Origin of the sequence: Alkaliphilus sp. B6464 (genome assembly GCF_018141165.1) — a bacterium.
In the GTDB taxonomy this organism is placed as follows: Bacteria; Bacillota; Clostridia; order Peptostreptococcales; family Natronincolaceae; genus Alkaliphilus_B.
On the sequence record NZ_CP058557.1, the window covers coordinates 2,956,381 to 2,981,610 of the forward strand.

Sequence of the window (25,230 nt, forward strand, 5' to 3'; positions counted from 1 at the left end):
ATAGTTTTCCTCATTTTTAATAAAAAAAATCATCTGATGTTATCACATGATTCTTGTCACGCTTAAATTTTCAAGCTTTGTCTTTAAATTTCAAGCACTAAAAATATTGATAGCTTTCTACTTCTTTAGTATCTCTAAGTAATCACAAATTTGCTCTTTTCTAGATAGTAAAAAATTACCTAAGGCATCCCTTAGGTAATTTTCAAATTTAATATTTTAATTTTTCCTCTAAATAAGCTTCTAAATTTTCAATAGAAATTCGCTCTTGTTCCATAGTATCTCTGTGTCTAATTGTAACGCAATTGTCCTCTAATGAGTCATAATCGAAGGTAATACAGAAAGGTGTTCCTATTTCATCATGTCTTCTATATCTTTTTCCTATACTTCCTGCCTCATCATAGTCTACCACATAATTTGCAGACAGTTTTTCATAAAGTTCTAATGTCTGATCCTTTAGCTTTTTAGTAAGAGGAAGTACAGCAGCTTTGAAAGGAGCCAATGCTGGATGTAACTTTAATACTACTCTTGTGTCCTTTTCGTCAATAACTTCTTCTTCATAGGCATCAACTAAAAATGCTAACATCACACGGTCTACCCCTACAGAAGGCTCTATACAGTATGGCACATATTTTTCATTGGTAACAGGATCTTGATAAGTAAAGTCTTCACCAGAATGCTGACTATGCTGTTTAAGGTCAAAATCTGTTCTATCTGCGATACCCCAAAGTTCTCCCCATCCAAATGGGAATTTATATTCAAAGTCAGTTGTTGCTTTACTATAATGGGATAGTTCTTCTTGACCATGGTCACGAATACGAAGATTTTCTTCCTTCAAGTTTAGATTTAAAAGCCAGTTTTTACAAAAATTCTTCCAATAATCAAACCACTCTAAATCTTCTCCTGGTTTACAGAAAAATTCTAACTCCATCTGCTCGAACTCTCTTGTTCTAAATGTAAAGTTACCGGGTGTAATTTCATTTCTAAATGATTTTCCAATTTGCCCTATTCCAAATGGTACCTTTTTTCTTGATGTTCTTAAAACGTTTTTGAAGTTTACAAAGATTCCTTGTGCTGTTTCAGGTCGTAAAAATATTTCTGTACTAGAGTCTTCAGTTACCCCTTGGAATGTTTTAAACATTAGGTTAAATTGACGAATATCAGTAAAATCTTTTTCTCCACATTCAGGACAGTTAATACTTTTTTCTTCTATGTAGGATTTCATTTGTTGGTTACTCCAACCATCTACAATAGTTTCTTCATTTTGTTTTTGCATATAATCTTCTATTAACTTATCTGCTCTAAAACGAGATCTACACTTTTTACAATCCATCAATGGATCACTAAATCCTCCAATATGTCCTGAAGCTTCCCATGTTTTTGGATTCATTAAAATAGCAGAATCTAATCCAACGTTGTATGGACTTTGTTGAATAAATTTTTTCCACCATGCTTTTTTAACATTATTCTTTAATTCTACTCCCAATGGACCATAGTCCCATGTATTTGCAAGACCTCCATATATCTCTGAGCCTGGAAAAATAAATCCTCTTGATTTGGCTAGAGAAACGATTTTTTCCATTGTTTTTTGTGTTGTCATTTTTATGCCTCCTATTCAGTTTTTAGTTTAAAAAAATAAAGTCTTCCATCCCTAACTCTAAAAAGTTAGGGACGAAAGACTATTCTTCCGCGGTTCCACCCTAGTTGGCACAAGTGCCCACTTTAAATAGTATTGCTCAAAAGCGCCATTCATTAATAAACTATACTAGGCTTACACCATCCCCAGCTCGCTAATTTAGTTACATCAATTACTCCTCTTTATCACAGCAATATATTATCTAATTTATATTTTAATTTATCAAATTACAGACATTTTGTCAATATATGAAATCGCTATTAAAATTTCTATTGATTTTTTACAGCATTAATAATTTTACTTAATTAGTAATCTGCTCCATCATATAAATCGTCTAAGGTTTCGTCTTGATCTTCCTTATCTAATATAATGTCACTTTCTTTCTTCATCATATCTACATCTACACCTTTTTTTCCTCTAACCATGTTTTTAAGTTCGCTAACAGTTTCTCCAGCCATTTCATTGATATCAACAATTTCACCATTATTCTTAATTATCTCTATAGTTGTTTTAGTGGCTATTGCCGCAGAAACTCCTAACAAAGATACAATAGGTGCTAACATTACTCCAATAGCACCAGCAGTAACTGGAACATTAAGAAGGATTTCTCCATCTCTTTTTAACATAACACGAGATACATTCCCTTTTTTAATTAGATACTTTAGCTTTTCTATTACTTCGTTTCCTGCTAAAGACATAGTATTCATCCATGTTTTACCGTTTTTTTCTTCAATAGCTATTATAGATTCTACAACATCTCCATTATTTTGTTCTAAAGCTTCTTTTGCTTCTTTATAAGACACACCTGTTCTCTCTCTAACTATATCAACTTTCTCTAGATTAATATCCATAATCTCTCTCCTTCCTAATTATAATTTTTCTGCTAATTCTAAGCTCTTAAAATCGTATTTACTAACATGTGTCAATATATATTGCTTTAGTATTTTTTTTAATTCATCATTTAAATAGCTACTAATTTTTAATCTTTGTATTTCAACCATATCTCTTGTTAGTAAATATGTTGCTAGTTTAATAGTTGTACTTCCAATTTTCATTGCATAAGGATCGATACTTAAACATAAAGGACATATTATACCTCCTTCTGTAGAACTAAATTTCCAAGAAGAAGCTTCTTTGCGGTTGCAATGGACACAACCTGATAATTGTGGTTTATATCCGCTATAATTCATAAGCTTTATTTCAAAAGCACGAACTATAGTATTAACTTCCACATCATCTTTTTTTAATAAATATAATGTCTTTCCAAAAAGATTGAAAAGTCTATTATTTGTTTGTCCCTCTGTTATTACAGTCTCTACCAATTCCACTAAATAGGCAGCATAGGATAGTTTTTTTAAGTCTTCCCTTAAGGGATAAAATATCTCTTTTGCATCACATTGACTAACTGTATATAAGTTTCTACCCTTGTATAGCACAAATTCACTATAGCAGAAGGGCTGAATTCCGGCTAGCAAATTACTTTTTGGTCTACGAGCCCCTTTAGCAATAGCATTAATTTTCCCTGCTTTTCTAGTGAAAATTGTTAGTATACTATCAGTCTCTCCATATTTCTTGTTTTTTAATATAAAACCTTCAGTGGTAATTAACATTTTAAATTTTCTATTCTACCTTTCTATAGGAATGGTCTTAAACTTTCTGAAGAGTTGTAATCCATTCACCATATAATGTAAACAATTACTATATTATTGTAATCTCTTTCATCTCTAATGGTGCTTTTTTATTAACTGTATTATTATTGCTTTTATTGCTACAATGTTTATTATAATCCTTTGTATATAAATAAGCATAGATATTACCAGTTTCTTTAAAGATGTTCCACATAGTTTCATTTAGCATAAGTAGCTCCCCTTTCATTTTATAGTTTGTTATACTATTTTTTGTATTTAGGAGCCTACTATACATTGTAAATTTTGCTATTATTTTTTTGTATAATACTTTAATATATGGAATGACCTAAAATCATTTCTTATTATTTAGATATTTCCTCTATTCTTTAATCGTAGCCAAAGGTTCTTAATGTACTTTCACTATTTCTCCAGTCTTCCTTTACCTTTACCCATAACTCTAAATATACCTTTGACCCTAAAAGTTTTTCTATATCTTCCCTAGCACTTTTACCTATCCCTTTTAATTTTCTACCACCTTTACCTATAATAATACCTTTGTGGGATTTTCTTTCACAATATATTGTAGCATGAATATCAACCATATTTTTATCTTCCCTTTGCTTCATTAAGGTGGTTTCCACAGCTACTCCATGTGGAATTTCCTGATCTGTATAATGCAGAATCTTTTCTCTTATCATCTCTGCTACAATTAGACGCTCTGGCTGGTCTGTAACCATATGTTCTGGAAAATACTTTGGTCCTTCAGGTAAATATGATACTATAAGATTAATTAAGTTGTTTAAATTAGCACCCTCTAGTGCTGATATTCCTATTATATGATTAAATAGATTTGTTTCTTCATATTTATCATATAACTTATTTAAATCTTCTTGATTCATTTTATCGATTTTGTTTATTACTAAAATAATAGGAGTCTCTATACCTTCTAACTGCTCCATAATATATTGATCTCCAGGGCCAATGGAAGTACCCTCATCTACAACAAACAAAACAGCATCTACTTCTCTTAATGTATCTTTTGCTATTCTAACCATATATTGACCTAGCTTATGCTTTGGTTTATGAATTCCTGGAGTATCTAAAAATACAATTTGATGGTCTTCTTGCGTATATACACATTGTATTTTATTTCTCGTAGTTTGGGGTTTATCAGACATAATAGCAATCTTTTCACCAATTATTCTATTCATTAATGTTGATTTTCCTACATTTGGTCTTCCGATAATAGTTACAAATCCAGACTTAAATCCCATTATTTATACCTCCATCCATTTTTTCAAGATCTTCAGGCGTGAATGAATGTGGTAGTAGGTCATCTATAGTATGCACTCTAAAATCATCTTCTGATTTTGCAATTATCATTTTTATTCCTTTACCAAACTCTACTATTACCTGTCTGCAAATTCCACAAGGGTATGTGTAATCATCTAAATCACTAACAACAGCAATAGCATCTATATTCCGATCACCCTCGGAAACAGCTTTAAAAATGGCTGTTCTTTCTGCACAGTTTGTTCCTCCATAAGAAGCACATTCAACATTACACCCTGTATATACTTTGCCCTCTTTAGTAAGTAAGGCTGCACCTACAGGAAATTTTGAATAGGGCACATAGGCATTGTTTTTAGCTTCTATTGCTTTTTTTACTAGTTCTTTATCTGTCAAAAATATCTCCTCCATTTGTCTATTCTGCTATAGTTACATTATCAAAGTTACGAACAACCTGAATCCAAGTTTTACCCGGATTTAAACTGAGCTCTTGTCCTGTACCATCATAGTACTTTGTAGCTCCTTCATAACTGCCCTTTTTCCATGTAATATCAATTGTTTTCCCAGTAGTTATGTATTTTCCTCTACCTTCTCCAACAGTATTCATATCTAGACGTAATTTATCATCTATTACTTTAGCAGCAACCTCTTGTATTATAATATTTGTAGCAGTAAGTGTTTCTTTTGTTGTTTCATCCTTATGTTCTATACCATTATAGTATCTGTTATAAACTTTATTTTCATCATCATAAATATATGATGGTTCGTGTCCTTTAGAATATTTAATTTTTATCTCTTGTGCAATTTCTCCCATATCCATTACTTTGAGTTCTGAATTAAATTTAAATCCATCAAATTGAGGTTCAGCTCTATAATTACTTTTTTCAGCTGCTTTTTTTAGAGCATCATAACTAGAATACATGTTATGTGGCATTTTTTTATGATTTTTTCTCCAAAAAACATCATTCCCTCTACTCATAGCATCAATATCAGCTACTTTTTTACTTTTAATATCTGCAAGAGCTTGATCACTTCCACCAACATGTACAAAATAACTGTCGAACTCTAATGCCTTTTCAATAAAATATGGTCTTGCACTTCTTATAGATCCTATTATTTCAGGCTCATTTACTAAAAATATACCTAAATATCTAGTAATATTTCCTTCAGCCAGAAATTCATATGCAACTTCTGCATCTATAAGTCCTGCCTGGGGACGAGCTCCAGATTGATTATCGAAAATAATTGCTAAAGGTCTTCTATTAATTTTCTCCTCTGGTGCATGTAGGCCACTTAAAGGTGAAACTGCACCTTCAATTTCTGGCTGTGATATTTCTTCTGCCTCCTCATTTTGTTCTGTTTCAATGGTAACATTGTTTTGTTCATCATTGCCTTTTTTACTACACCCTACCCCATTAAGTAAAATCGATGAAACTAAAAATATTATAATAGCTCTTTTCCTCCAGTTATCCATAACCCCTCATCCTTTCTGCAATACAATTAGGTTAAAATATTCTAACCAGTATAATAATTATTATAGGTCCTTATTACTTGGTTTTGCAATACCGCCAGACACAACTAGCTTAATTGCATCCTCCACACCCATATCTAGCGCAATTAGATCCTCATTCGGAACCATAACAAACATACCAGATGTAGGATTTGGTGTAGTAGGTATAAAAACACAAACTACAGATTTACCAGTTTTATCTACTACTTCTTCAATACCTTCTGAAGTAATGAAACCGATAGTATATATTCCAAATGAAGGATATTGAACTAAAACCACTCTACGAAAAGCAGTATTAGCACTACCGTAAATCGTCTCTGTAAGCTGTTTAATAGGAAAATAAATAGATCTTACTAGAGGAATTCTTTTTAAAAAATATTTAGTAGTCCCAAACAACTTATGACCTGCATAATTTGTAGCAATTATCCCAGCCAGTAAAACTATACCAATTGTAATAATAATGCCTAAACCATAAACTGTAAATCCTAATAACTCTTCTATAGGTCTTCTGAAAATGCTATCTACTTTATTTAAAAACCAAAGTATAGTATAAACTGTAATTATTAAAGGAATCATTACTAATAATCCAGTTAAAAAGGTTTTTCTAATTTCTTTCCACATTTGTATCACCTGCTCTTTTCTTTTAGCTGAATATCTGAAAAAAAATGATCGTTATTAATATACCCAAAATTCCACCTACGAGTACCTCAAAAAAATTATGAATTTTTGTCTCCACTCTACTTTGAGAAACTAATAAAGCCATAAGTGCAGATAATGTGGCTATAAACATATTTTCAGAAATAAAGGTAATAGCAGTAGCTAATGAAAAGGCAACTGCAGCATGTCCACTAGGCATTCCTCCCTGTAGTGGTGTCCCTCTACCAAAGTATGCCTTTATCGCAATAACTGTAAATATAACAACTATTAATGCGATAAAGGTAATATGTAGTGGTGATTGCCTAACATGATGAAGTACCTGTATTGTATAAGGATTAATTCTGTGAAAAAAAAGTAAGTAAGCAACAATAATAGAATTAATGGCAGCAATTAACACTGCCCCTGCTGCCACATTTTTAGCAATTTTAGCGAAAATATGGTATTTATCTGTAATTAAATCGATAGTAGACTCAATAGAAGTATTTATCATTTCGGCTACTATTACCATAGAAATTGTAAGAAATAGTATAAGAATTTCTATCCTAGTTAAGTCAAAAAATAGACTTGCAACCAATACAAGTATAGCCACAATGAAATGAATTTTCATGTTCCTCTGGGTTTTCAGTGCATAAATAATTCCCTCAAATGCGTAATTTAAGCTATCGATTAGTCTTCTAACTTTCATATCATTATTACCCCATTATTTTCTAATTAAATTTAAAGACGAAAGAACAGCCTCTTCTCTACCTCTCATATCCTTAGTATCCTCACTAGTGTCATGGTCATAGCCCATTAGATGGAACATACTATGAACTACTAAGAACCCCATCTCTCTTTCGAAGGAATGGTTATATTCTTTAGCCTGCTCCTCTGCCTTTTCTACAGATATAACAATATCACCTAGAAGCTTTTCTTTTAAGTAGATGGCTTGATCTTCATCCACTAAGGGAAAGGACAAAACATCAGTAGCATAATCCTTTCCCCTATAGATACTGTTTAGTTCCTTAATTTCATTGTTATCTACCAATGAAAGACTTACTTCGTAGTCAATGTGCCAATTTTCATAAAGTAAGCAGGCCTCAACTGCTTTTTCCAGTAATTCTATTAATTGCTCTTTAACCTCATATTTATTTTGTCTATTATCAATTAGTAGTTCCACGGGGTTTTCCTCCATCCTTCTTCTTAACATTCATATCAGGATACTCAATTCTCTCATGAAAGATGCTTAATATTACTTTTAGGAAAGTCTTTTTTATTTGATCTAAATCCTTTAAAGTAATATTACATTCATCTAGCTGTCCATCATTTAATTTATCTTGAATTATTTTTTCAACTAATGCTTCCACCTTCTCCTGTGTTGGTGAAGAAAGACTTCTAACAGCAGCCTCCACAGAATCTGCAATCATTACAATTGCTGTCTCTTTTGTTTGTGGCTTTGGTCCACCATATCTAAAGTTCTTTTCTTCTACACTATCTCCATTTTCACCAGTTTTAGCCTTATGATAAAAGTATGCTACTAAGGTATCTCCATGATGTTGCTCAATAAAGGCTCTTACTTCAACTGGTAGTTTATGTTTTTTAGCAAGCTCAATACCATCCTTAACATGATCCGTAATTATGGTGGCGCTTAATGAAGGATTTAGCTTATCATGTGGATTATCGGATGTCAATTGATTTTCTTTAAAAAAGTAAGGTCGTCTAGTTTTCCCAATATCGTGATAAAAAGCTCCTACCCTAGCTAATAAAGAGTTACCTCCTATTGCATCAACTGCAGATTCACTTAAATTTCCTACTATAATGCTATGATGATAGGTGCCTGGTGCTTCCAACAATAGTTTCTTTAACAAAGGTTGATTTGGATTTGATAATTCCAATAGCTTTAGTGGTGTTACTACGTTAAATACGGATTCCCATAGCGGTAATGACCCTACTGTGACTATAGAAGAAAATAACCCGTTTAATAGTCCATAGAAACCAAAAGTAAGCGTCTGCATTATTTCGCTACTGTTTATAAATCCAATTCCGACAATTGTAATCATATTAATTATACTTACAGCAATTCCAGATATAAAAATATTTGCTCTCTGTTGTGTATTTACAACACTAAATGCTCCAACTGTTCCGCCAATTAATGCCATGGCCATAAAAATAGTATTATTGCCTGTAATAATACTTATTAATACTGTTAGACATAGATTAATAAGCAAGGCTAATCTAGATTCAATTAAAATAGATAAAAGCATAGAGCAAGCAGCTACTGGAATTAAGTAAATGGAGATTCCTTGTATTACTTTAGATATTATTAGTGTAGAAATAAAAATGATATATATCATCAAAAGTCTTCCTGGTCTTTCTAACAAATCCTTATTAAATACAGCCATATATCCGATAATTAATAGTTCAATTACTAAAGCTATAGCTGCAATTCCTATATATAAAACAAAATCAACTTTACTTTCATCATTTAAAACCCCTAAATCTCGTAATAGTTCTAGTCTATCGAAGGTGATGACTTCCCCTTCTCTCAGAATACTATCTCCTTTTTTAATTATTATCTTATCCACATTCTCCCTTGCCATTTCTATCTTACTATTTGTAGCATCCTCATCTAGAAACTTATTTGGACGAATTGTGGCATAAACTATAGAAATAGCTAAATCCTTTAACTCAGCTTCAAATTCATTCAGATTAGTTATATATTCTTTAATACTGTTCTTTTGTTTCTGAAGATCTTCAACATCAATACCAACATTCATATTTTGTGCTACTATTTCATTAATATAGCTTTCTAAATACTTTAACTGATCTATAGGGGCAGTTATTGCAGTCTTTACATTAACTGTTCCTATATTAAGATCATTTTCAGAATTTAACTGTTCTATTTTTTCTAATTCCGTTAATTCTTCATCATTACGAAGCTTATATACTAATAAAAAGAACTTTTCAATATCCTTATTAACTTCTACACGAACACCTGGATTTAACTTATAAACTGGTTCTATTCCTTCAACTGCTTTTTGTCTTACACGCTCTGTATTAAACTTATCCTCTATATCTTTTGGAGAATATATATCTACAGGTGCTCTTTGGCCAATTACTAAGTCGAATTTTTCTGGTCTTAAGCTTGTCACTAATATAGCAAATAAACTGATAAAAAAAAGTAATGCTAGAAGAAATTTTTTAATTGATTTTTTTCGAAAAAAACCCTCAACAGAACTTCTCATATTCTTTCCCCCCTTAACACTATAATTCCAGTGTTAAAATACTATTTTTCTTTTTGTACCCTCATTTGACTTTTACTATCATATTCATCATAAGCTTTAACTATTTTTTGAACTAATTGATGTCTTACAACATCCTTTCCTGTTAAATATGAGAATCCAATTTCCTCGACATTTTTCAGAACCTGTTCAGCATGCTTCAAACCAGAATGTTTCCCTTTTGGAAGATCTATTTGGGTAATATCTCCTGTTACTATAGCCTTCGATCCAAAACCAAAGCGTGTTAAAAACATTTTCATTTGCTCCTTAGTAGTGTTTTGAGCCTCATCTAAAATAATAAAGGAGTTATCTAATGTTCGTCCTCTCATATATGCTAGTGGTGCTACTTCTATCATACCTCTCTCCATATACTTTTGAAACCTTTCAGAACCAAGAATATCAAAAAGTGCATCATATAAAGGCCTTAAATATGGATCTACCTTGTCCTTTAAATCACCAGGTAGAAAACCTAAACTTTCACCAGCCTCTACAGCAGGTCTTGTTAAAATTATTCTATTTACTTCTTCGTTTTTAAATGCTTTTACCGCCATAGTTACTGCTAAGTATGTTTTGCCAGTACCAGCGGGGCCTATACCAAAGGTTAAATCTTTAGATTGTATTTGTTCGATATATTTTTTCTGTCCTATGGTTTTTGGCTTAATAGGTTTGCCTCTATCAGTAACAAATATTACATCACTCGCTAAAGATTGTATTTTCTCATGTTCTCCATCCAATAGCAAACTTATTGCATATGATATATTTTGTATTGTAAGATGCTCGTTACGGTCTACTACCTCCATTAATTGCTCTATTAATTTCTCGCCTAATAGAACTTCTTTTTCATCTCCAATAATTAAAATATCTCCATCTCTTTGTACAATATCTACCTTTAAATGTTGTTGAACAAGCTTTATATTTTCATCGAAATTACCAAATAATTCTTTAATAAACTTTTGTTCCTTAATTTCTATCTTCTTTTGAAATTTGTTTTCCAATAATTAGTCCTCCCCAATCTGTAATGTCTTTTGCTCTGCAATATTTTCTAAAACCTCTATAATAACCTTACCATATAAAATATCATCTTGGATAGTAAAGTCAATCTGTGTATTTAAAATTTTAGCATCTAAAGGTATATCTTCTAAAAGCTTATTTATAGCCTCCTTATGAATATCATTTTTTGCCTGAATTTCATCAATTCTTTCCTCAAATTGAATTGCCTCATAATAGTCCTCTGTTATTATTTCGACAGGTAACCCTATATTCCTCCATTGAAAGGGCCTTTTAGATTTTTTTTCAACTATATAAACATTATAAGGTATATCTCCCTTATTAAAAGAAAGCTCTATGCTACCAAAATTAAAAGTCCGCTTTTTAAATTTTTGCCCTGTTTTATCTTTTTTAATCTCAATAAGGTTTTTACTTTCGGTTGTTTCGTAGTATGTTTTAGCATATACTTCTCCATAGGAATGAACAAACATAGGTTCATCCATATTTTCTCTCTGAACTACTCCATTAATCAACATATCACCTTTGGTAACAATATCTCCTTCTTCAACCACAGCGTCTCCATTTCTTGCTATTACTTTTTCAATTACTCCATTTTTCTTAGCTATAACATTGCAAGGGGTATTTTTATCTATTTTATCTGGCGCTAGTCTTTTCTCTACTATTTCTACCTTGGCTCTAATACCTCTAACTTCAATTCCAACCCAAGCTATTTGATCTACATCTAAAATCAACTCAGTTTCAATCTCCTTTAAATTAACAAGGTATTTATTTGTACCTGGCTTTAATCCTAGTTCATTTAAACTAGATATTATTTCACTCTTTTCTAATTCTTCGTTACCAATTATTTCTATGGAAAAAATAAATGTCGAAGAAAAAACTAGAATTAGGAAACAAAAAAATGCTCCTACTAAAAGCATTTTTCTTTTTTTGAGTTTGTGTACCCAAAAAGGATACCCATTTTTTTTATGTATGGACACCCTACAACCTGCTCTTTTTACGATGTTTCTCAATTCTTTAAATCCTTGAATACCTATCTTTGCTTCTAGTGTAGTGTAGTTAATCCTCTTAATATCCCATAGATAAATACCTCTGGCTATACACATATTTATAAATCTTTCTAGTGCTAAACCTTCTACTTTTACAATTACGTAGCCTCTCATATAATTCCATAACTTTAATACTAACAATGTATCCACCCCTCAATCAATAAATTCTACCTGATTGATCTCTCCTATAATAACAATCTCTTCTGTAATAATGTTTTTCAACATTAGATCTTTACCTATAATACGTAATACTCCATTTTTAGTATTAATTCTTATCCTATTATTTGTATACTCTAATATACCTTTATGATTTTCTATATATATTTGGAGATTACCAACCATTATAATTTTAGGCAAATCAAGTATAATATCCTTTGGTAACTCTAAAATTTCAGCTAGACTTTTTTTAATTTCTTCATTTTTTTTCATTTGGCATACCTCCCATATATTCAATTTTTATGCTTACAACTATTTCATTAGACCTGTTTTAAAGACAAAATTTGTCTGTTGCTACTATATAATTTATACTTTTTTAGCAATCGAGTAGGAGGAAAATAATTATTTTATTTTCCGTCCTCTCACACCACCGTACGTACGGTTCCGTATACGGCGGTTCATTAAGTTAATTGCATTTTCTGATACCTAGCCGATAGGCTCTGGTAAGAAATTGATTCGAGATATTTGTTGGTAAGACTTCTAGATAGGATTGGGCTATTGGCTATACGCCAGTAGCCTTTTCTTGTATTTCCCCATTCATAGGCCTTGTATTTAAGTACGCCTAATGATATTAGATTCTTAATCTTAGTTCTTGGCTTTTTCCATTGTTTCCATATGCACATTCTCAATCTTCTTCTTATCCATTCATCAAGTTCTTGCATAATTCCCTTTGCTTTCGCAATAGAAAAGTAGTTAACCCATCCTGTAGTAATCTGGTTGAGTCTTCTAATCCTATCTTCTATGCTTATACTATAACTTCTTGACGTGATCTTCCTAACTTTATCTTTAAATCTTTTAATAGATTTATCATGGATTCGGATATTGTATTTTCCCCATAAATTGTAGAATGAAAAACCTAAGAATTTTCTTCTAGTAGGTTTATCTACTGCACTTTTCTCTTTATTTACTTTTAACTTTAGTTTATTTTCAAGGAAATTTGTTACGCTGTCCATAACTCTTTGTCCTGCTCTTTTTGACTTTACGAATATATTACAGTGAGTAGACCTAAGGAACCTCCCCTTAAGTCCCTCTCAGAACCGTACGTGAACCTCTCAGCTCATACGGCTCCCATTATCCAGCCGATGGTAATATTCCAAACCTCCAGTGTGCAAACAGATTCTTATCACGCCTTGCTATTATACCAAGCCAATACTCAGCACGTCGCCTTGACCCTCGCTTCTTATATTTTCTACGAACCCAGTTAACAAGACATCCATTGATATACCTTAATACATCGTATATCTCTGATTTGTAGAAATGCGTGTAATAATTAATCCAACCCTGTATCTTACTATTGAACATATTTGCTATATCCCATAAATCTTTGTCAGGTTTCAGTTGCAATTTCCAACTTCGGACTTCTTTCCGTATAGATTTCTTTGCTTTCTCGCCAATAGCTGGAAGAAAGTTTGTAAAGAATTTTCCATACTTATTCTTTGCATGTCTTGGTCTGAATGTATACCCTAAAAAGTCAAAAGATGTATATTCATGATTCCCCTTTCGGTCTTCATCTTTACAATACACGGTTCTTGTCTTTTCTAAGTTCAATCCAAGTCCAAACATCAGAAATCGCTCTTCTAATCTTCGTTGAAGATACTTCGCCTGCTTTAAAGATACGCAATGTGCTATTCCATCATCTGCGTATCTTGCCCAAGGTATTGTTGGAAACTGTTTTGTCATAAAGTCATCAAATACATAGTGTAGAAACAAGTTTGAGAGTACTGGACTGATTACCCCACCTTGTGGTGTACCAGAAGTTCTTTCGATGACTGTTCCATCCTCCATTTGAAATGGTACAACCAGCCAGCGTTTAATATACATAATTATCCATGCTTCTTCTGTATGCCGACTTACCATTTCTATTAGGTAATCATGCCGTATATTATCGAAAAGACCTTTAATATCAAATTCTAACACCCAATCTTTTCTCCAACATCTTTCTCTTGTGATCTCCAATGCTTGTATCGCTGATTTATTCGGTCTATATCCATAGGAATCCTCATAGAATATTGGTTCTACACAGGGTTCAAAGTACATTTTAGCCACCATTTGTGCAACCCTATCTTCTACTGTTGGTATTCCTAAGATACGAGTCCCTCCATTTTTCTTAGGTATTGCTACTGCCCTTACAGGTTTGGGGAAGTAACTCCCTGATGACATCCTATTCCAGATTTTGTATAGATTATTATTTAGATTCTTCTCAAAATCTTCAATTGATTGTTCATCGACTCCGTATGTTCCCTTGTTTGCTTTCACCTTTTCGTAGGCTTCTTTCACTTTCCATTTTGAAATATTATATGGCTTTGTTTCTTGCATAAGCTCCTCCTCCTTTCAAAGTTGACTTATTCTTGAAACTGAATAACTCGGGTTCTTCACTCCATTCCCATTACAGAAACTTCCTCACTACTACAACCCAATCTGCCCCCATGACTGCATTGGTACTCTTATCTTGCGGTTCTTCCGCTTGATATACTCCCTTGACATCAGTCCGTGGGTTCCCACGTTCCGTACAGACGCCTGTATTAAGTTCATGCCACCTTTATGCCGCCCACCATCTAGGCAGTAAACAGGTTTCCCCTAGACTTATCCCAGATTAACGACAACCCCCTGGTTTTGATGGAATCTCTACGCTTTCGACATTTTCGTAAGTGGTTCACTTGCTCGTTCATCTCCTTAATACGCACTTGACAGTTTAGATACTGCCTTTTCCTTAACGCTCAATACCATGGCTTTTGACCACAGCACCTTAAGGTAGTTTGAAACCTCCACCTGTATGGCGATTTCGGCGGGCCTACCGCCATCATCTGCACAGCATAGCTGTCTTCAAGTAGCTACGCTACTTGGACACGCCTTCGTGGCGCACAATCATCAGCGTATCTACAGAATTTGTGTCCTCTCTTCTCCAGTTCTTTATCTAAGTCATCTAAAAGGATATTTGCTAGAAGTGGACTTAATGGCCCTCCCTGCGGGGTGCCTTCTTCGCTTCTTACAACTATTCCATTTAGCATAATACCTGACTGCAAGTAAAGTCTAATCAGTTTTAGAACTCTCTTGTCTTTGATTTTCTTGGACACTCTGTGCATTAATATGTCATGGTTAACCTTGTCAAAGAATTTCTCAAGGTCCATATCTATCGCATATTTATATCCTTGATTCATATATTCTTTCGCCTGTTTCACAGCATCATGCCCACTTCTTCCTGGTCTAAAACCAAAGCTGTTATTAGAAAAGCAAGGGTCAAATATATTCGTTAAGGTTTGTGCTATGGCTTGCTGGATTAACCTATCTAATACAGTAGGTATTCCTAAAAGTCTCATACCTCCATCTGGTTTAGGTATCTCGACTCTTCTTACAGCACTGGGTTTATATCTACCCTTTGAGATACTATCTTTAATAGATAGTCAGTTTTGTTTTAGGAAAGGTCGAAGTTCATCAACCTTCATTCTATCCACTCCGTAGCTACCTTTATTCTTTTCTACTCTTTTAAGAGCAGATAGCATATTATCTCTAGATAGTATCCTTTCCATGAGATTATCTGAAGCTGCACTGGATGTTTCATTTGTAGATGTCACTGATATACTAGGCACTCCGTGCATACCTTTAGTTTCCAACTTATTCTTTGCACTAGAGTCTTCATACGAAGTTTTCTGCTGTCGTTGTATATCTATTGAATCCTTCAAAATCTTCATCCTCCTTAATGTTCAGTCCTTCCTTATCTATTCATGACTAGATAAGTACTATGACCTCTGCTGACTTCTCAAGATTCAGCTATACATCACTATATAGGTTGTTATTTCAAAATGCATTTCCATAACATATCCTTGAGACCTCCCCAGGTAGGAGCGATAACCTTCATCTCATATATCTGCCACATTTACTCCTTGAGATTCGGGTAGTGTTGGACTTCGTTTTGAATAGCAAACTCGTCCGTCCCAAGTAAGCCTTATATGTGGTTTGTGTTCCTCAGACCAAGACTTTGCCTAGGGCTTCCTTCAGATTCCACCTCGCGATGGACACCCTTGCCTTCGGCTAGTGGTTCCCACTACCAAGCCCACAGCGGACTCTCACCGCCAAGTTATCGCCCATGCTGGGCACACTATAAAAAAAAGATAGGACTTAGTCCTATCTTCTTAAGCTCTTTGGTTTTTGCAAAATCTCTGACATTATAACTCCTTGAATAATAGATTCTCTATTAAATTCAATAGGTATTTCCTCTTTTCCTATTTCTTTACCATATATACCACCTTTATAGTCTTTAGAACCATCTTTGAAGGTAGTATTTAGAGTTTCTATCTCATTCTCTCTTTTAAGATCATCCTCGTTTATAATATTCTGTTGAGAAGTGGAAGAGGATTGCTTTTTTTCCGTATCTCCAAAATTTTTATCAAATTCTACTTTTAGTTCGTTGAATAAATCTTCTAAGCCACCTGAAAAAGTTTTTCTTCTAGTTTCACTAGTATTAGATGCCTTTTTAACAGTTCTTTGGGCAGGGCTAGGCTTATTAGGTTGTACTTGTCTCTTTGCCACCTTTTTATCTTTATTAAATAATGAGGTTATAAATATAATAGCAATAAAGCCTATTATAGATCCAAAGTCCATATAATCACTTCCTTTGTCAAGAAAAAACTAGTTTTTTATTTCATTAAATCTTTTCCTGCCCCTTTATCTTCATTTTTGCTGATTTTTGCAATAGACTCTCTCATACCGGTGTCAGCTACTACATTTTGTAGGTTATAATAGTCCATTACTCCTATTTTACCCTCTCTTAAAGCTGATGCCATTGCCTTTGGCACTTCAGCCTCTGATTCAACAACTTTAGCCTTCATTTCCTCTACAGCAGCCCTCATTTCTTGTTCCTTAGCTACTGCCATTGCCCTTCTTTCTTCTGCTTTAGCTTGAGCGATTCGTTTATCTGCCTCTGCTTGGTCTGTTTGTAATTGTGCACCAATATTTCTTCCTACATCTATGTCCGCAATATCAATAGATAAAATTTCAAATGCAGTACCCGCATCTAATCCTTTCCCTAAAACTGTTCTAGAAATTAAATCAGGGTTCTCTAACACATCTTTGTGAGATGCAGCCGAACCTACAGTTGTAACAATACCCTCACCAACTCTGGCAATAATTGTTTCTTCACCAGCTCCCCCAACAAGTCTTTCAATATTTGCTCGCACTGTTACTCTAGCCTTAACCATTACTTCGATACCATCTTTTGCAACTGCTGCTATTTTAGGAGTTTCAATAACCTTTGGATTAACACTTACTTGAACAGCTTCTAAAACATTTCTACCTGCTAGATCAATTGCAGCAGCCCTTTCAAACTCAAGGCCAAGTTCTGCTCTTTGAGCTGCTATTAATGCATCTACTAGGCTATTTACATCTCCACCAGCTAAATAATGTGCCTCAAGATTATCTATGTCTAGATTTAACCCTGCTTTAGTGGCTTTAATTAAGGGATTAACAATACGGCTTGGTTGAACCCTTCTAAATCTCATTCCAACTAAAGTGAAAATACCTACCTTAACTCCCGAGAAAAAAGCTGTGATCCATAAACCTACTGGTATAAAACTTAAAATAATTGAAAGTACAATAAATACAACTGCAATTGCAACAATTAAAAATACTATTTCTGGCATAAGACCCCTCCTAATTAATTTTTTGAACTACTATTCTGCTACCTTCTATTCTACTAATCTTTACTAAATCCTCTTTTTCTATAAATTGACCTTCAGAAACTACATCTAATAACTCTCCATCTATGGATATTGTGCCCGATGGTCTAAGTGGAGTAGTTACTATACCAGTTTGCCCTATATACTTACTATAATCCACAAATGAAGTATATCCTTTTTCTTTATCTAATTTAGTGTTTAGTACTATACGATTAAAATGCTTATTTTTAGGAGCATATTTAAAAATAAGCACCAACACAACTATAGTTAAAATCAATGAAACAAAAATAGATATTATCGCAGTAGTAACACTGCTGGATGCTAAGAAAATACTTATAGCTACACACACGATTCCACCTACACCTGCTACACCAAAACCTGGTATAAAAGCTTCTATTCCTAATAAAAGAATACCTACTAAAAATATGAAGGCAGTTATTAAACTAGTATTTCCAGCTAATATATTTCCACCAAAATATAAGGCAAAAGAGACCAAACTTACAGTCCCCCCTATACCAAAACCTGGCATAAATATTTCAACTAAAAGTCCTATAAAGCCTGCTGCTAGTAGCAAAGGTGCAATATAAACATTACTAGCAAACTTTGCTAGATGAATACTATTAGTAGTTTCTGCCATAATAATGTTACTATAGGGTAAGGATAAAGAACTTAAAATTTGGTGATAATCGCTGGCGACTATATCGGTAAATCCTAAACTTTTAGCCTCTAATGTAGTTAGATTTAGTAATCTACCTCGTTCAATAATACCAGGTATAGCTATAGATTGATCCGCCATAGCTGCTACTATATCTTCGTCCCTACCTTTTTCTTGAGCAACACTTCTGAGTATGCTAACCCAAGTAGAAAGTATCTTCTCCGTATTAGGGATAGTTTCTGCAGATCCAATAGTACTACTAGGCGCCATAGCTATAGTATCCGAAGAAATCGTTAATAAAACCCCAGCTGATTCTGCTTTCGTATTAACAAATGATATGGTAGGTATATTTGTATTTAAAATCAATTGACTTATCTTTTCAGCAGAGTCAATTCTTCCACCATAAGTATCAATTTCAAATATTACTGTAGCAGCTTTAGGATCTTTTTCTATAATGGACAGGTTATGCTCCACATATTGATATACAGCGGGAGTTATTTCTCCTTTAATTGGTATTACATATACATTCTCTCCATTTACATTTGCATTGGCCACTATAGAAAATAACAGTGTAAATATTAATATCCCTAAACAACATATTTTTTTTCTTATCATATCTCCCCTCCTCTCCTATTATATATATTCCCTTTTAATATATATTAAACTATTTTTTAACACAAAAAACAAGTTTAATAAAATTAAACCCACCTTACCATTAAATTTAGGTGGGTAATTATCTTTTAATTTTAACATCAGCAACTATCGGATAGTGATCAGATGCCCTTTCACGTATAATTCTATAGTCCTTAGCCTCTATATTTGAACTTATAAAAATATAGTCAATTCTTCTGGATACAAATGGAACTTCAAAAGTAGATATATAATTATTATTAGTTACATAACCTACATCTGTAAGCTTTTTACTTATTTCATGAACCTCTCTACTATTATACATAGCATTAAAGTCTCCAACTAAAATAACTTTGTTTGAAAGAGTGCTTAAATATTTGCTAATTGCCTGTACTTGAACTAGTCTTTCCGAAGCAGTTAATCCTAGATGGGTGTTCAAAAAGTTTATTTTTTGCTCATTTATATCTATTACTGCTGATAATAATCCCCTTTGTTCTCTCCCACTTGGTATTTTAAAATTCTCATATGATACTATTGGATATTTACTTAATATACCATTTCCATACTTTGCGCCAATTATATTTACATTATCCCCATATACATAATTCATAGATAATTTATCTGCTAAATATTTTAATTGATTTTGAAATCTCGAACGAGCAAAGTTTGAATCTACTTCTTGTAATCCAATAATATCAGCTTCACTATCTTTAATAATATTGGCTATTTGATCCAGTGTATAAATTCCTAAGAGATTTTTACCATGATGAATGTTATATGACATAATTTTCAACTCTTCTATCCCACTCTCTTTAAAAGATGTGCCTCTATCTAAATTTACTTCTTGTGTTTGTAAATTAATAAATTCAAAAGATCGCGGATGTTCTGTTTCATTATATAACGAGCTTATTAAATCTATTGAAGGCTACAGAATCCTTTGTAATGTAAAAAATATTATTATTATTCTTAGCATTATCCTCTAATCTTAGTACAGGATTTGTTAAAGAAACGGAATGAGTCATTTGTTTATTTTCATCAAATACATCAAATGTAATGCTCTTAATATTGGTTAGTGCAATAACTTCGAGATGAGATATACCTTCATCATAAACAAAGAGTGTACTATATTGGTATTTTATACAAAATAAATAAACCCGGATATAATCCGGGTTAGTCTTTTACTATTGTAAAATCTTTCTTACTATTTGATTAACTACTTTTCCATCAGTTCTGCCTTTTAATTTAGGCATTGCTGTAGCCATTATTTTTCCCATATCTTTCATAGAGGTAGCACCGGTATCGGCAATAACCTCCTTAATTATTGTTTCAATTTCTTCCTCTGACAATTGTTCAGGTAAGTATTCCATAAGCACATCTACTTCTTGTGCCGCTTGTTCAACTAAGTCTGCTCGACCACCCTTTTCAAACTCTTCAATGGAATCTCTTCGTTGTTTTGCTTGCTTAGAGATTATTTCAATAACTTCTTCATCTGTAAGCTCAACCCTTTTATCCACTTCTATTTGTTTTATGTCAGCACGAATCATTGTAATAACATTTTTTCGAAGTTGGTTTTTATTCTTCATGGCATTTTTTAATTCGTCAGCTAATCTCTCTTTGAGGGACATTTTATTTTCACCTCTACCTTAAGAAACCCTAGTCAAATAACTAGAATTTGCTTTTATTTCTTCGTGCGGCTTCAGCCTTTTTCTTACGCTTTACACTAGGCTTTTCATAGTGCTCTCTTTTTCTTACTTCTGATAAAATACCAGACTTAGCGCACTGTCTTTTAAATCTACGAAGAGCATTATCTAGTGATTCATTATCTCTTATTTTTATCTCTGACATCTTACTTTCCCTCCCTCCGCTAGCAAGCGCTGTGCTTTATCTATAGCAACATAATGGCTATATTGCAAGTGGGATTTAACAATACTTAGTTATTATACATTAAAATTTCAACTTATGCAATAGCTATTTTTTAACCTGGAGGCCACTGAAGTTGCCTTCCACCTAAAAGGTGAAAATGCAAATGGTTCACTGTTTGACCGCCGTTGCTACCGCAGTTGTTTACAATTCTAAATCCCTCTTGCTCTAAATCAAATTGCCTAGCTAAATGTCCTATAGCGGCGAAGATTTCGGGAATAATAATTTTACCATCCTCTTCCGTTACATCCATAGTAGTTGGAATATGCTTTTTAGGTACAATAAGCAGGTGTATAGGTGCTTCAGGATTAATATCCTCAAAAGCTATTACATGTTCATTTTCATAGACTAAGGTAGATGGAATTTCCCCCTCTATTATCTTACAAAAAATACAATTTGACATCAATTACACCTCCTTACTGTTCGTCTATATCTATTTTTATTCAACATAAAATTAGAAATTCCTCTTTTAAAAACTATTTCTTTTCTCCTAAAATATAATCTTGTCTTAGTTCTTTAAGGGTAACTATATCTAATTCGCCTTCTTTTACATCATTAGCAGGAGCTAGAATCTTTAAATAGTTATCAGTATATCCCTCGACATAGCCAGTAACATCTTTCGAAAGTGCTTCAAATAAAACCTTCTTATTTCTACCTATAAACATAGTACGATAATTGTCTTTTAATTGTTCCCCTAATTCAATTAATTTTTCACTACGATAGTGTTTTATTAGACCATCCACTTGATTTGTATATTTTGCCGCCGGTGTTCCAGTTCTAGGTGAATATTTGAAAACATGAATTTCACTAAATTCAATTTCTTTTACGAAATTATAAGTTATATTGAATTCTTCGTCGGTTTCTCCCGGGAAACCTACAATGATATCTGTAGTTAAGGCTACTTCAGGATATACGGTTCTAATTCTGTTAACGATTTCCTTATATTCCTCTGCTGTATACTTTCGATTCATTCTTTTCAATGTTGCATTACAGCCACTTTGAAGAGAAAGATGGAAATGTTCACATATTTTTTCAAGTTTGGAAAGCTCATTTAAAAACTCATATGTAAATAAGGTAGGTTCTAAAGAGCTTAACCTTATTCTTTTTAAACCTTTAACTTTATTTACTTCCTTTAATATATCTATAAGAGTTGATCCTGTATCTAAGTCTTTTCCATAAGATGCAACGTGGATACCAGTTAATACTACTTCTTTAAAGCCCTTCTCAACCAGAGCCTTTACTTCTTCTACTATTTCTAGTTTTCCACGACTTCTAATAGGTCCTCTAGCATATGGAATGATACAATAGGTACAGTATTGGTTGCATCCTTCTTGTATTTTTAAAAAAGCTCTAGTTTTATCTTTTACATCTGCAATAGACATTTCCTCGAAGTGTTTAACTTTCATAATATCATCTACTAAGCTAATTTTTTCATCAACTTTGCACTTTTTAACTGCTTCAACTATTTTATTTCGCTCATTTGTTCCAATAACAATATTTACTCCTTCAATAGACAAAACTTCTTTTGGAGCTGTTTGAGCATAACAACCTACAACTGCTATGATCGCCTCTGGATTATTTCTTTTTGCCCTGCGTATAAACTGCCTAGACTTTTTATCTCCAACATTAGTTACAGTGCATGTATTAATAACATAAACATCTGCAATTTCACTATCGGGTACTATATTATATCCCTCTTTTTCAAAAATCTCACCCATTGCTTGAGTTTCATATTGATTAACTTTACAACCTAATGTTAACATAGCTACGGTTTTTCGGTAGCTTTTCTTACTTTCTACATTATTACTATTATCTATATCTATTTTTATATTTTTATTTTCTGCCATAGTGACAACTTCCTCCTAAAAACAATTATTTATCTTTACTACTTATTATATACATAAATAATAATTTGTAAAAAGAAAAAAAGACTAACTAAGCTAATCTTTATATTTTTTTCATCACTCAATTATCATGAGCTTAAATTTCCATTTGTCACAAGCCGTCGCCTACTCATTTACTGACTCGCTATCGCTCCTCAGTTTCATTCGTATAAGACTTAATTATTTATGCCTTATATATTGATATTACTATATATTATTGTCGTTACGTGCGTACTAAGTAGTGTATATGCTAATACACCATATAACGTACTAATATTTACATAGTATACCTATATTTGAAAAATCTCTTTTAATATGAAATATCGATAATTCTGTTTTAGGTATGTTGTTATCTGTTACCCAAATTATTGCAGGGAATATAGGTAATACTTTTTTCCATTCTTCTGATTTATATAATTCCTCGTATTTAGTAATGTTGGGTTTGTTAGATAATTCGGTTTCAATAAACGCTATATAGTTTTTCTCTCCAATGCTATAGGCTATAAATCCATCTGGCCTTATCCCTTCAAAGAATGTAAACTCATTTTCAAACTTAACAACTTCTATTCCTAATCGTTTTATTTGTCTATAAAACTCGGTCAGTATTAGTCTGTGTTGCATTTGCTTAGTTTTTTCGATGTAATATACATACTGAAATGTAAAGTGTTCTCTTTCACGTTTTAGAACTCCGTAATCAACCAGCCTAGATAATCGTCTTTGGGCCATTCTTAAACTAGGAAAAAATAACTCTGCTATAGTATCCGTACTGGCTACTTTAAATTGTTCTATAAACTTAATTATCTCTCTATCTCTTTGCTGCTGTATCTCTCTATTAGTCATTTTTTCCACCTACCAATACTTCAAGAAAATTAAAGTCTTTTACCTCGGCTACTTTAGAAATTTCTCTTTTCTTTTCTTTAGGTTTGAATATAGCTATATTACTTGTATTTTCCTTAGTATATGTTTCTCTTACTATGTCCCTAGCTTTATTCGCTGATATATAAATACATTGCCCTTCTATTAGTTTATCTGTTTTAATTATCGTGTGACCATTCCCTTTAAGTCCCTCTAATCCTTCCTGATCTATGATTATTCTGCTGTTTATTCCATTCATGGTCTTTAAGCCAATTACGTAAGGCACGTTAGCTTTAATTCTACCATTGAGTATTTTACTATCTGGCCTTTGTGTACTGTTTATAAAATGTATTCCACATGCTCTTGCTTTTGCTAGTAATTCTTCTAATAGTGCTATGCTATCTTTTTCATTTTGGAGATCGGCAAATTCATCTATAATGCACACTTCATAATTTAACTTCTTTTTCTTAAACTTTTTATTGTATTCTACTATATCTACACAATCATTATTAAAAAATAATTCATATCTTCTTTTTACCTCTTTAAGTAAACTACTCAATGTCTTTTCGGCTTCTTCCTTACTTTTGGAGAATGTAGCAACTGTACTAGATTTTCTAAATATGCTAAACTCCACACCCTCTTTTAGATCAATTAGATGTAGTTTAATGCCATGCTTAGATTTTTTCTGTATTAAGTACGTTATTATATTTCTTAACACTGTAGATTTACCAGAACCAGTTTCTCCAGCTATAAGAATATGTGGCCCCTTTGCTATATCTATTGTTTGTAATCCACCTATACCGTAAGCTACAGGCACTTCTAATATTCCTTTAGTTTCTATATCTGAATAATCATATACATCCTTTAATCTTTCTTTATGTAACTCCAATAAAATCCATCCATTATTAAATTTAATTTTTATATCTGTAGCTCTAAAGTATTCCTTTAAAGCTACTTGGTGTTTTTCAAAATCCTTTGTACATAATCCTGTAGGAACTGAAAATCTAAGACACTCGCCATACTTAGTCTGTTTACGTTCTTTTAGTATGGGATACTCTCTGTTGTCTTTTCCTATGTATAATCCGAGTGCAGTAAATAACTTTTTATATGGATTATTTCCTTTATATACACCTTGTAGAATCGAACCTACTCCTACACCATGAAATAGGTATCCCAATAAAGGAAGTCCTGCCCAAGACATCATAATGCCACCCATGGCAATTCCACATATTCCTAACTCTGTATAACTCATTTTTTTATTCATAATGGTACGCCCCCTTATACTTTATATGGTACGTTAGATAGTACAGTATATGAAATCAAGGGGAAATAATGCCTGTCCTATTAAAAATAAATAAAAAAATAAG

28 protein-coding genes are annotated in these 25,230 nt (G+C 32.7%); all 28 read right to left on the minus strand.

From position 1 onward, the window contains the following. Positions 1–208 precede the first annotated feature (208 nt). Complete coding sequence (locus HYG84_RS14920; RefSeq protein WP_212378574.1) at positions 209–1,597, minus strand: glycine--tRNA ligase; 1,389 nt, start codon at positions 1,595–1,597, stop codon at positions 209–211. A gap of 341 nt (positions 1,598–1,938) precedes the next feature. Then, entirely contained in the window at positions 1,939–2,484 is a 546-nt protein-coding gene (locus tag HYG84_RS14925) for a DUF4342 domain-containing protein (protein ID WP_212378576.1), read from the minus strand. 18 nt (positions 2,485–2,502) lie between these two features. Then, positions 2,503–3,243, minus strand: coding sequence for a DNA repair protein RecO (gene recO, locus HYG84_RS14930; RefSeq protein ID WP_212378578.1), 741 nt, complete (start codon positions 3,241–3,243; stop codon positions 2,503–2,505). Positions 3,244–3,331: 88 nt separating this feature from the next. Beyond that, the gene (locus tag HYG84_RS14935) at positions 3,332–3,490 is read right to left on the minus strand and encodes a YqzL family protein (RefSeq protein WP_212378580.1); all 159 of its coding nucleotides are present in this window, start codon (positions 3,488–3,490) and stop codon (positions 3,332–3,334) included. 157 nt (positions 3,491–3,647) lie between these two features. Continuing rightward, positions 3,648–4,535, minus strand: a complete 888-nt coding sequence (era, locus tag HYG84_RS14940; RefSeq protein WP_212378582.1) for a GTPase Era — start codon at positions 4,533–4,535, stop codon at positions 3,648–3,650. Next, on the minus strand, positions 4,525–4,947 hold the full coding sequence (locus HYG84_RS14945) for a cytidine deaminase (RefSeq protein WP_212378584.1): 423 nt from the start codon (positions 4,945–4,947) through the stop codon (positions 4,525–4,527). The genes era and HYG84_RS14945 overlap by 11 nt, the downstream gene beginning before the upstream one ends. A 19-nt stretch (positions 4,948–4,966) precedes the next feature. Continuing rightward, positions 4,967–6,025, minus strand: coding sequence for a DUF3048 domain-containing protein (locus tag HYG84_RS14950; protein ID WP_212378586.1), 1,059 nt, complete (start codon positions 6,023–6,025; stop codon positions 4,967–4,969). A gap of 60 nt (positions 6,026–6,085) precedes the next feature. Continuing rightward, positions 6,086–6,682 (minus strand): DUF502 domain-containing protein, encoded by a 597-nt coding sequence (locus tag HYG84_RS14955; protein ID WP_212378588.1) that lies wholly within the window; start codon positions 6,680–6,682, stop codon positions 6,086–6,088. Positions 6,683–6,704: 22 nt separating this feature from the next. After that, positions 6,705–7,403, minus strand: a complete 699-nt coding sequence (locus HYG84_RS14960) for a diacylglycerol kinase (protein WP_212378590.1) — start codon at positions 7,401–7,403, stop codon at positions 6,705–6,707. 15 nt (positions 7,404–7,418) lie between these two features. Continuing rightward, on the minus strand, positions 7,419–7,877 hold the full coding sequence (gene ybeY, locus HYG84_RS14965) for an rRNA maturation RNase YbeY (protein ID WP_212378592.1): 459 nt from the start codon (positions 7,875–7,877) through the stop codon (positions 7,419–7,421). After that, on the minus strand, positions 7,861–9,942 hold the full coding sequence (locus HYG84_RS14970; RefSeq protein ID WP_212378594.1) for an HD family phosphohydrolase: 2,082 nt from the start codon (positions 9,940–9,942) through the stop codon (positions 7,861–7,863). Before HYG84_RS14970 ends, ybeY begins: the two co-directional genes overlap by 17 nt. 41 nt (positions 9,943–9,983) lie before the next feature. Continuing rightward, on the minus strand, positions 9,984–10,973 hold the full coding sequence (locus HYG84_RS14975; protein WP_212378596.1) for a PhoH family protein: 990 nt from the start codon (positions 10,971–10,973) through the stop codon (positions 9,984–9,986). A gap of 3 nt (positions 10,974–10,976) precedes the next feature. Next, positions 10,977–12,146, minus strand: a complete 1,170-nt coding sequence (gene yqfD / locus HYG84_RS14980) for a sporulation protein YqfD (RefSeq protein ID WP_249168644.1) — start codon at positions 12,144–12,146, stop codon at positions 10,977–10,979. A gap of 39 nt (positions 12,147–12,185) precedes the next feature. Next, positions 12,186–12,461 (minus strand): sporulation protein YqfC, encoded by a 276-nt coding sequence (yqfC, locus tag HYG84_RS14985; protein WP_212378600.1) that lies wholly within the window; start codon positions 12,459–12,461, stop codon positions 12,186–12,188. 188 nt (positions 12,462–12,649) lie between these two features. Then, positions 12,650–13,201 (minus strand): group II intron maturase-specific domain-containing protein, encoded by a 552-nt coding sequence (locus HYG84_RS14990; RefSeq protein WP_212378602.1) that lies wholly within the window; start codon positions 13,199–13,201, stop codon positions 12,650–12,652. A 118-nt stretch (positions 13,202–13,319) separates the two neighbouring features. Continuing rightward, positions 13,320–14,564 carry a group II intron reverse transcriptase/maturase gene (gene ltrA, locus HYG84_RS14995; RefSeq protein WP_212376060.1) on the minus strand — a complete coding sequence of 415 codons (1,245 nt, stop codon included), beginning with the start codon at positions 14,562–14,564 and terminating at the stop codon, positions 13,320–13,322. 515 nt (positions 14,565–15,079) lie between these two features. Continuing rightward, entirely contained in the window at positions 15,080–15,565 is a 486-nt protein-coding gene (locus HYG84_RS20695; RefSeq protein WP_334301081.1) for a reverse transcriptase domain-containing protein, read from the minus strand. Between the two features lie 84 nt (positions 15,566–15,649). Beyond that, positions 15,650–15,928: a hypothetical protein gene (locus HYG84_RS20700; protein WP_330655493.1), complete on the minus strand. Its 279-nt coding sequence runs from the start codon at positions 15,926–15,928 to the stop codon at positions 15,650–15,652. A 442-nt stretch (positions 15,929–16,370) separates the two neighbouring features. Further along, the gene (locus HYG84_RS15005) at positions 16,371–16,847 is read right to left on the minus strand and encodes a hypothetical protein (RefSeq protein ID WP_212378604.1); all 477 of its coding nucleotides are present in this window, start codon (positions 16,845–16,847) and stop codon (positions 16,371–16,373) included. A gap of 35 nt (positions 16,848–16,882) precedes the next feature. Next, positions 16,883–17,884, minus strand: a complete 1,002-nt coding sequence (gene floA / locus HYG84_RS15010; RefSeq protein ID WP_212378606.1) for a flotillin-like protein FloA — start codon at positions 17,882–17,884, stop codon at positions 16,883–16,885. A gap of 10 nt (positions 17,885–17,894) precedes the next feature. After that, a complete protein-coding gene (locus HYG84_RS15015) occupies positions 17,895–19,190 on the minus strand; it encodes an NfeD family protein (RefSeq protein ID WP_212378608.1) in 1,296 nt (431 codons plus the stop codon). Positions 19,191–19,308: 118 nt separating this feature from the next. Next, positions 19,309–19,989: an endonuclease/exonuclease/phosphatase family protein gene (locus HYG84_RS15020; protein WP_212378610.1), complete on the minus strand. Its 681-nt coding sequence runs from the start codon at positions 19,987–19,989 to the stop codon at positions 19,309–19,311. Between the two features lie 397 nt (positions 19,990–20,386). Further along, positions 20,387–20,830 (minus strand): GatB/YqeY domain-containing protein, encoded by a 444-nt coding sequence (locus HYG84_RS15025; protein WP_212378612.1) that lies wholly within the window; start codon positions 20,828–20,830, stop codon positions 20,387–20,389. A gap of 40 nt (positions 20,831–20,870) precedes the next feature. Continuing rightward, positions 20,871–21,050 carry a 30S ribosomal protein S21 gene (gene rpsU / locus HYG84_RS15030; RefSeq protein ID WP_212378614.1) on the minus strand — a complete coding sequence of 60 codons (180 nt, stop codon included), beginning with the start codon at positions 21,048–21,050 and terminating at the stop codon, positions 20,871–20,873. Between the two features lie 130 nt (positions 21,051–21,180). After that, entirely contained in the window at positions 21,181–21,528 is a 348-nt protein-coding gene (locus HYG84_RS15035; protein ID WP_212378616.1) for a histidine triad nucleotide-binding protein, read from the minus strand. Between the two features lie 73 nt (positions 21,529–21,601). Next, positions 21,602–22,888 (minus strand): tRNA (N(6)-L-threonylcarbamoyladenosine(37)-C(2))-methylthiotransferase MtaB, encoded by a 1,287-nt coding sequence (gene mtaB, locus HYG84_RS15040; RefSeq protein WP_249168767.1) that lies wholly within the window; start codon positions 22,886–22,888, stop codon positions 21,602–21,604. A gap of 390 nt (positions 22,889–23,278) precedes the next feature. Further along, positions 23,279–23,848 carry a replication-relaxation family protein gene (locus tag HYG84_RS15045; protein ID WP_212378620.1) on the minus strand — a complete coding sequence of 190 codons (570 nt, stop codon included), beginning with the start codon at positions 23,846–23,848 and terminating at the stop codon, positions 23,279–23,281. Continuing rightward, the gene (locus HYG84_RS15050) at positions 23,841–25,127 is read right to left on the minus strand and encodes an FtsK/SpoIIIE domain-containing protein (RefSeq protein ID WP_212378622.1); all 1,287 of its coding nucleotides are present in this window, start codon (positions 25,125–25,127) and stop codon (positions 23,841–23,843) included. Before HYG84_RS15050 ends, HYG84_RS15045 begins: the two co-directional genes overlap by 8 nt. Positions 25,128–25,230 lie beyond the last annotated feature (103 nt).

Bases quoted from the DNA above. Each gene is read 5' to 3' on its own strand.
- era (WP_212378582.1), bottom strand. From the start codon at position 4,535: ATGGGATTTAAGTCTGGATTTGTAACTATTATCGGAAGACCAAATGTA.
- HYG84_RS14935 (WP_212378580.1), bottom strand. From the start codon at position 3,490: ATGCTAAATGAAACTATGTGGAACATCTTTAAAGAAACTGGTAATATC.
- HYG84_RS15025 (WP_212378612.1), bottom strand. From the start codon at position 20,830: ATGTCCCTCAAAGAGAGATTAGCTGACGAATTAAAAAATGCCATGAAG.
- floA (WP_212378606.1), bottom strand. From the start codon at position 17,884: ATGCCAGAAATAGTATTTTTAATTGTTGCAATTGCAGTTGTATTTATT.
- yqfD (WP_249168644.1), bottom strand. From the start codon at position 12,146: ATGAGAGGCTACGTAATTGTAAAAGTAGAAGGTTTAGCACTAGAAAGA.
- HYG84_RS15045 (WP_212378620.1), bottom strand. From the start codon at position 23,848: ATGACTAATAGAGAGATACAGCAGCAAAGAGATAGAGAGATAATTAAG.
- HYG84_RS14960 (WP_212378590.1), bottom strand. From the start codon at position 7,403: ATGAAAGTTAGAAGACTAATCGATAGCTTAAATTACGCATTTGAGGGA.
- HYG84_RS14920 (WP_212378574.1), bottom strand. From the start codon at position 1,597: ATGACAACACAAAAAACAATGGAAAAAATCGTTTCTCTAGCCAAATCA.
- ltrA (WP_212376060.1), bottom strand. From the start codon at position 14,564: ATGCAAGAAACAAAGCCATATAATATTTCAAAATGGAAAGTGAAAGAA.
- HYG84_RS14955 (WP_212378588.1), bottom strand. From the start codon at position 6,682: ATGTGGAAAGAAATTAGAAAAACCTTTTTAACTGGATTATTAGTAATG.
- mtaB (WP_249168767.1), bottom strand. From the start codon at position 22,888: ATGTTAACATTAGGTTGTAAAGTTAATCAATATGAAACTCAAGCAATG.
- HYG84_RS14950 (WP_212378586.1), bottom strand. From the start codon at position 6,025: ATGGATAACTGGAGGAAAAGAGCTATTATAATATTTTTAGTTTCATCG.
- HYG84_RS15020 (WP_212378610.1), bottom strand. From the start codon at position 19,989: ATGTCATATAACATTCATCATGGTAAAAATCTCTTAGGAATTTATACA.
- HYG84_RS14970 (WP_212378594.1), bottom strand. From the start codon at position 9,942: ATGAGAAGTTCTGTTGAGGGTTTTTTTCGAAAAAAATCAATTAAAAAA.
- HYG84_RS15050 (WP_212378622.1), bottom strand. From the start codon at position 25,127: ATGAATAAAAAAATGAGTTATACAGAGTTAGGAATATGTGGAATTGCC.
- HYG84_RS20695 (WP_334301081.1), bottom strand. From the start codon at position 15,565: ATGAGACTTTTAGGAATACCTACTGTATTAGATAGGTTAATCCAGCAA.
- HYG84_RS15005 (WP_212378604.1), bottom strand. From the start codon at position 16,847: ATGGACTTTGGATCTATAATAGGCTTTATTGCTATTATATTTATAACC.
- yqfC (WP_212378600.1), bottom strand. From the start codon at position 12,461: ATGAAAAAAAATGAAGAAATTAAAAAAAGTCTAGCTGAAATTTTAGAG.
- rpsU (WP_212378614.1), bottom strand. From the start codon at position 21,050: ATGTCAGAGATAAAAATAAGAGATAATGAATCACTAGATAATGCTCTT.
- HYG84_RS15035 (WP_212378616.1), bottom strand. From the start codon at position 21,528: ATGTCAAATTGTATTTTTTGTAAGATAATAGAGGGGGAAATTCCATCT.
- HYG84_RS14990 (WP_212378602.1), bottom strand. From the start codon at position 13,201: ATGGACAGCGTAACAAATTTCCTTGAAAATAAACTAAAGTTAAAAGTA.
- HYG84_RS15015 (WP_212378608.1), bottom strand. From the start codon at position 19,190: ATGATAAGAAAAAAAATATGTTGTTTAGGGATATTAATATTTACACTG.
- recO (WP_212378578.1), bottom strand. From the start codon at position 3,243: ATGTTAATTACCACTGAAGGTTTTATATTAAAAAACAAGAAATATGGA.
- HYG84_RS14925 (WP_212378576.1), bottom strand. From the start codon at position 2,484: ATGGATATTAATCTAGAGAAAGTTGATATAGTTAGAGAGAGAACAGGT.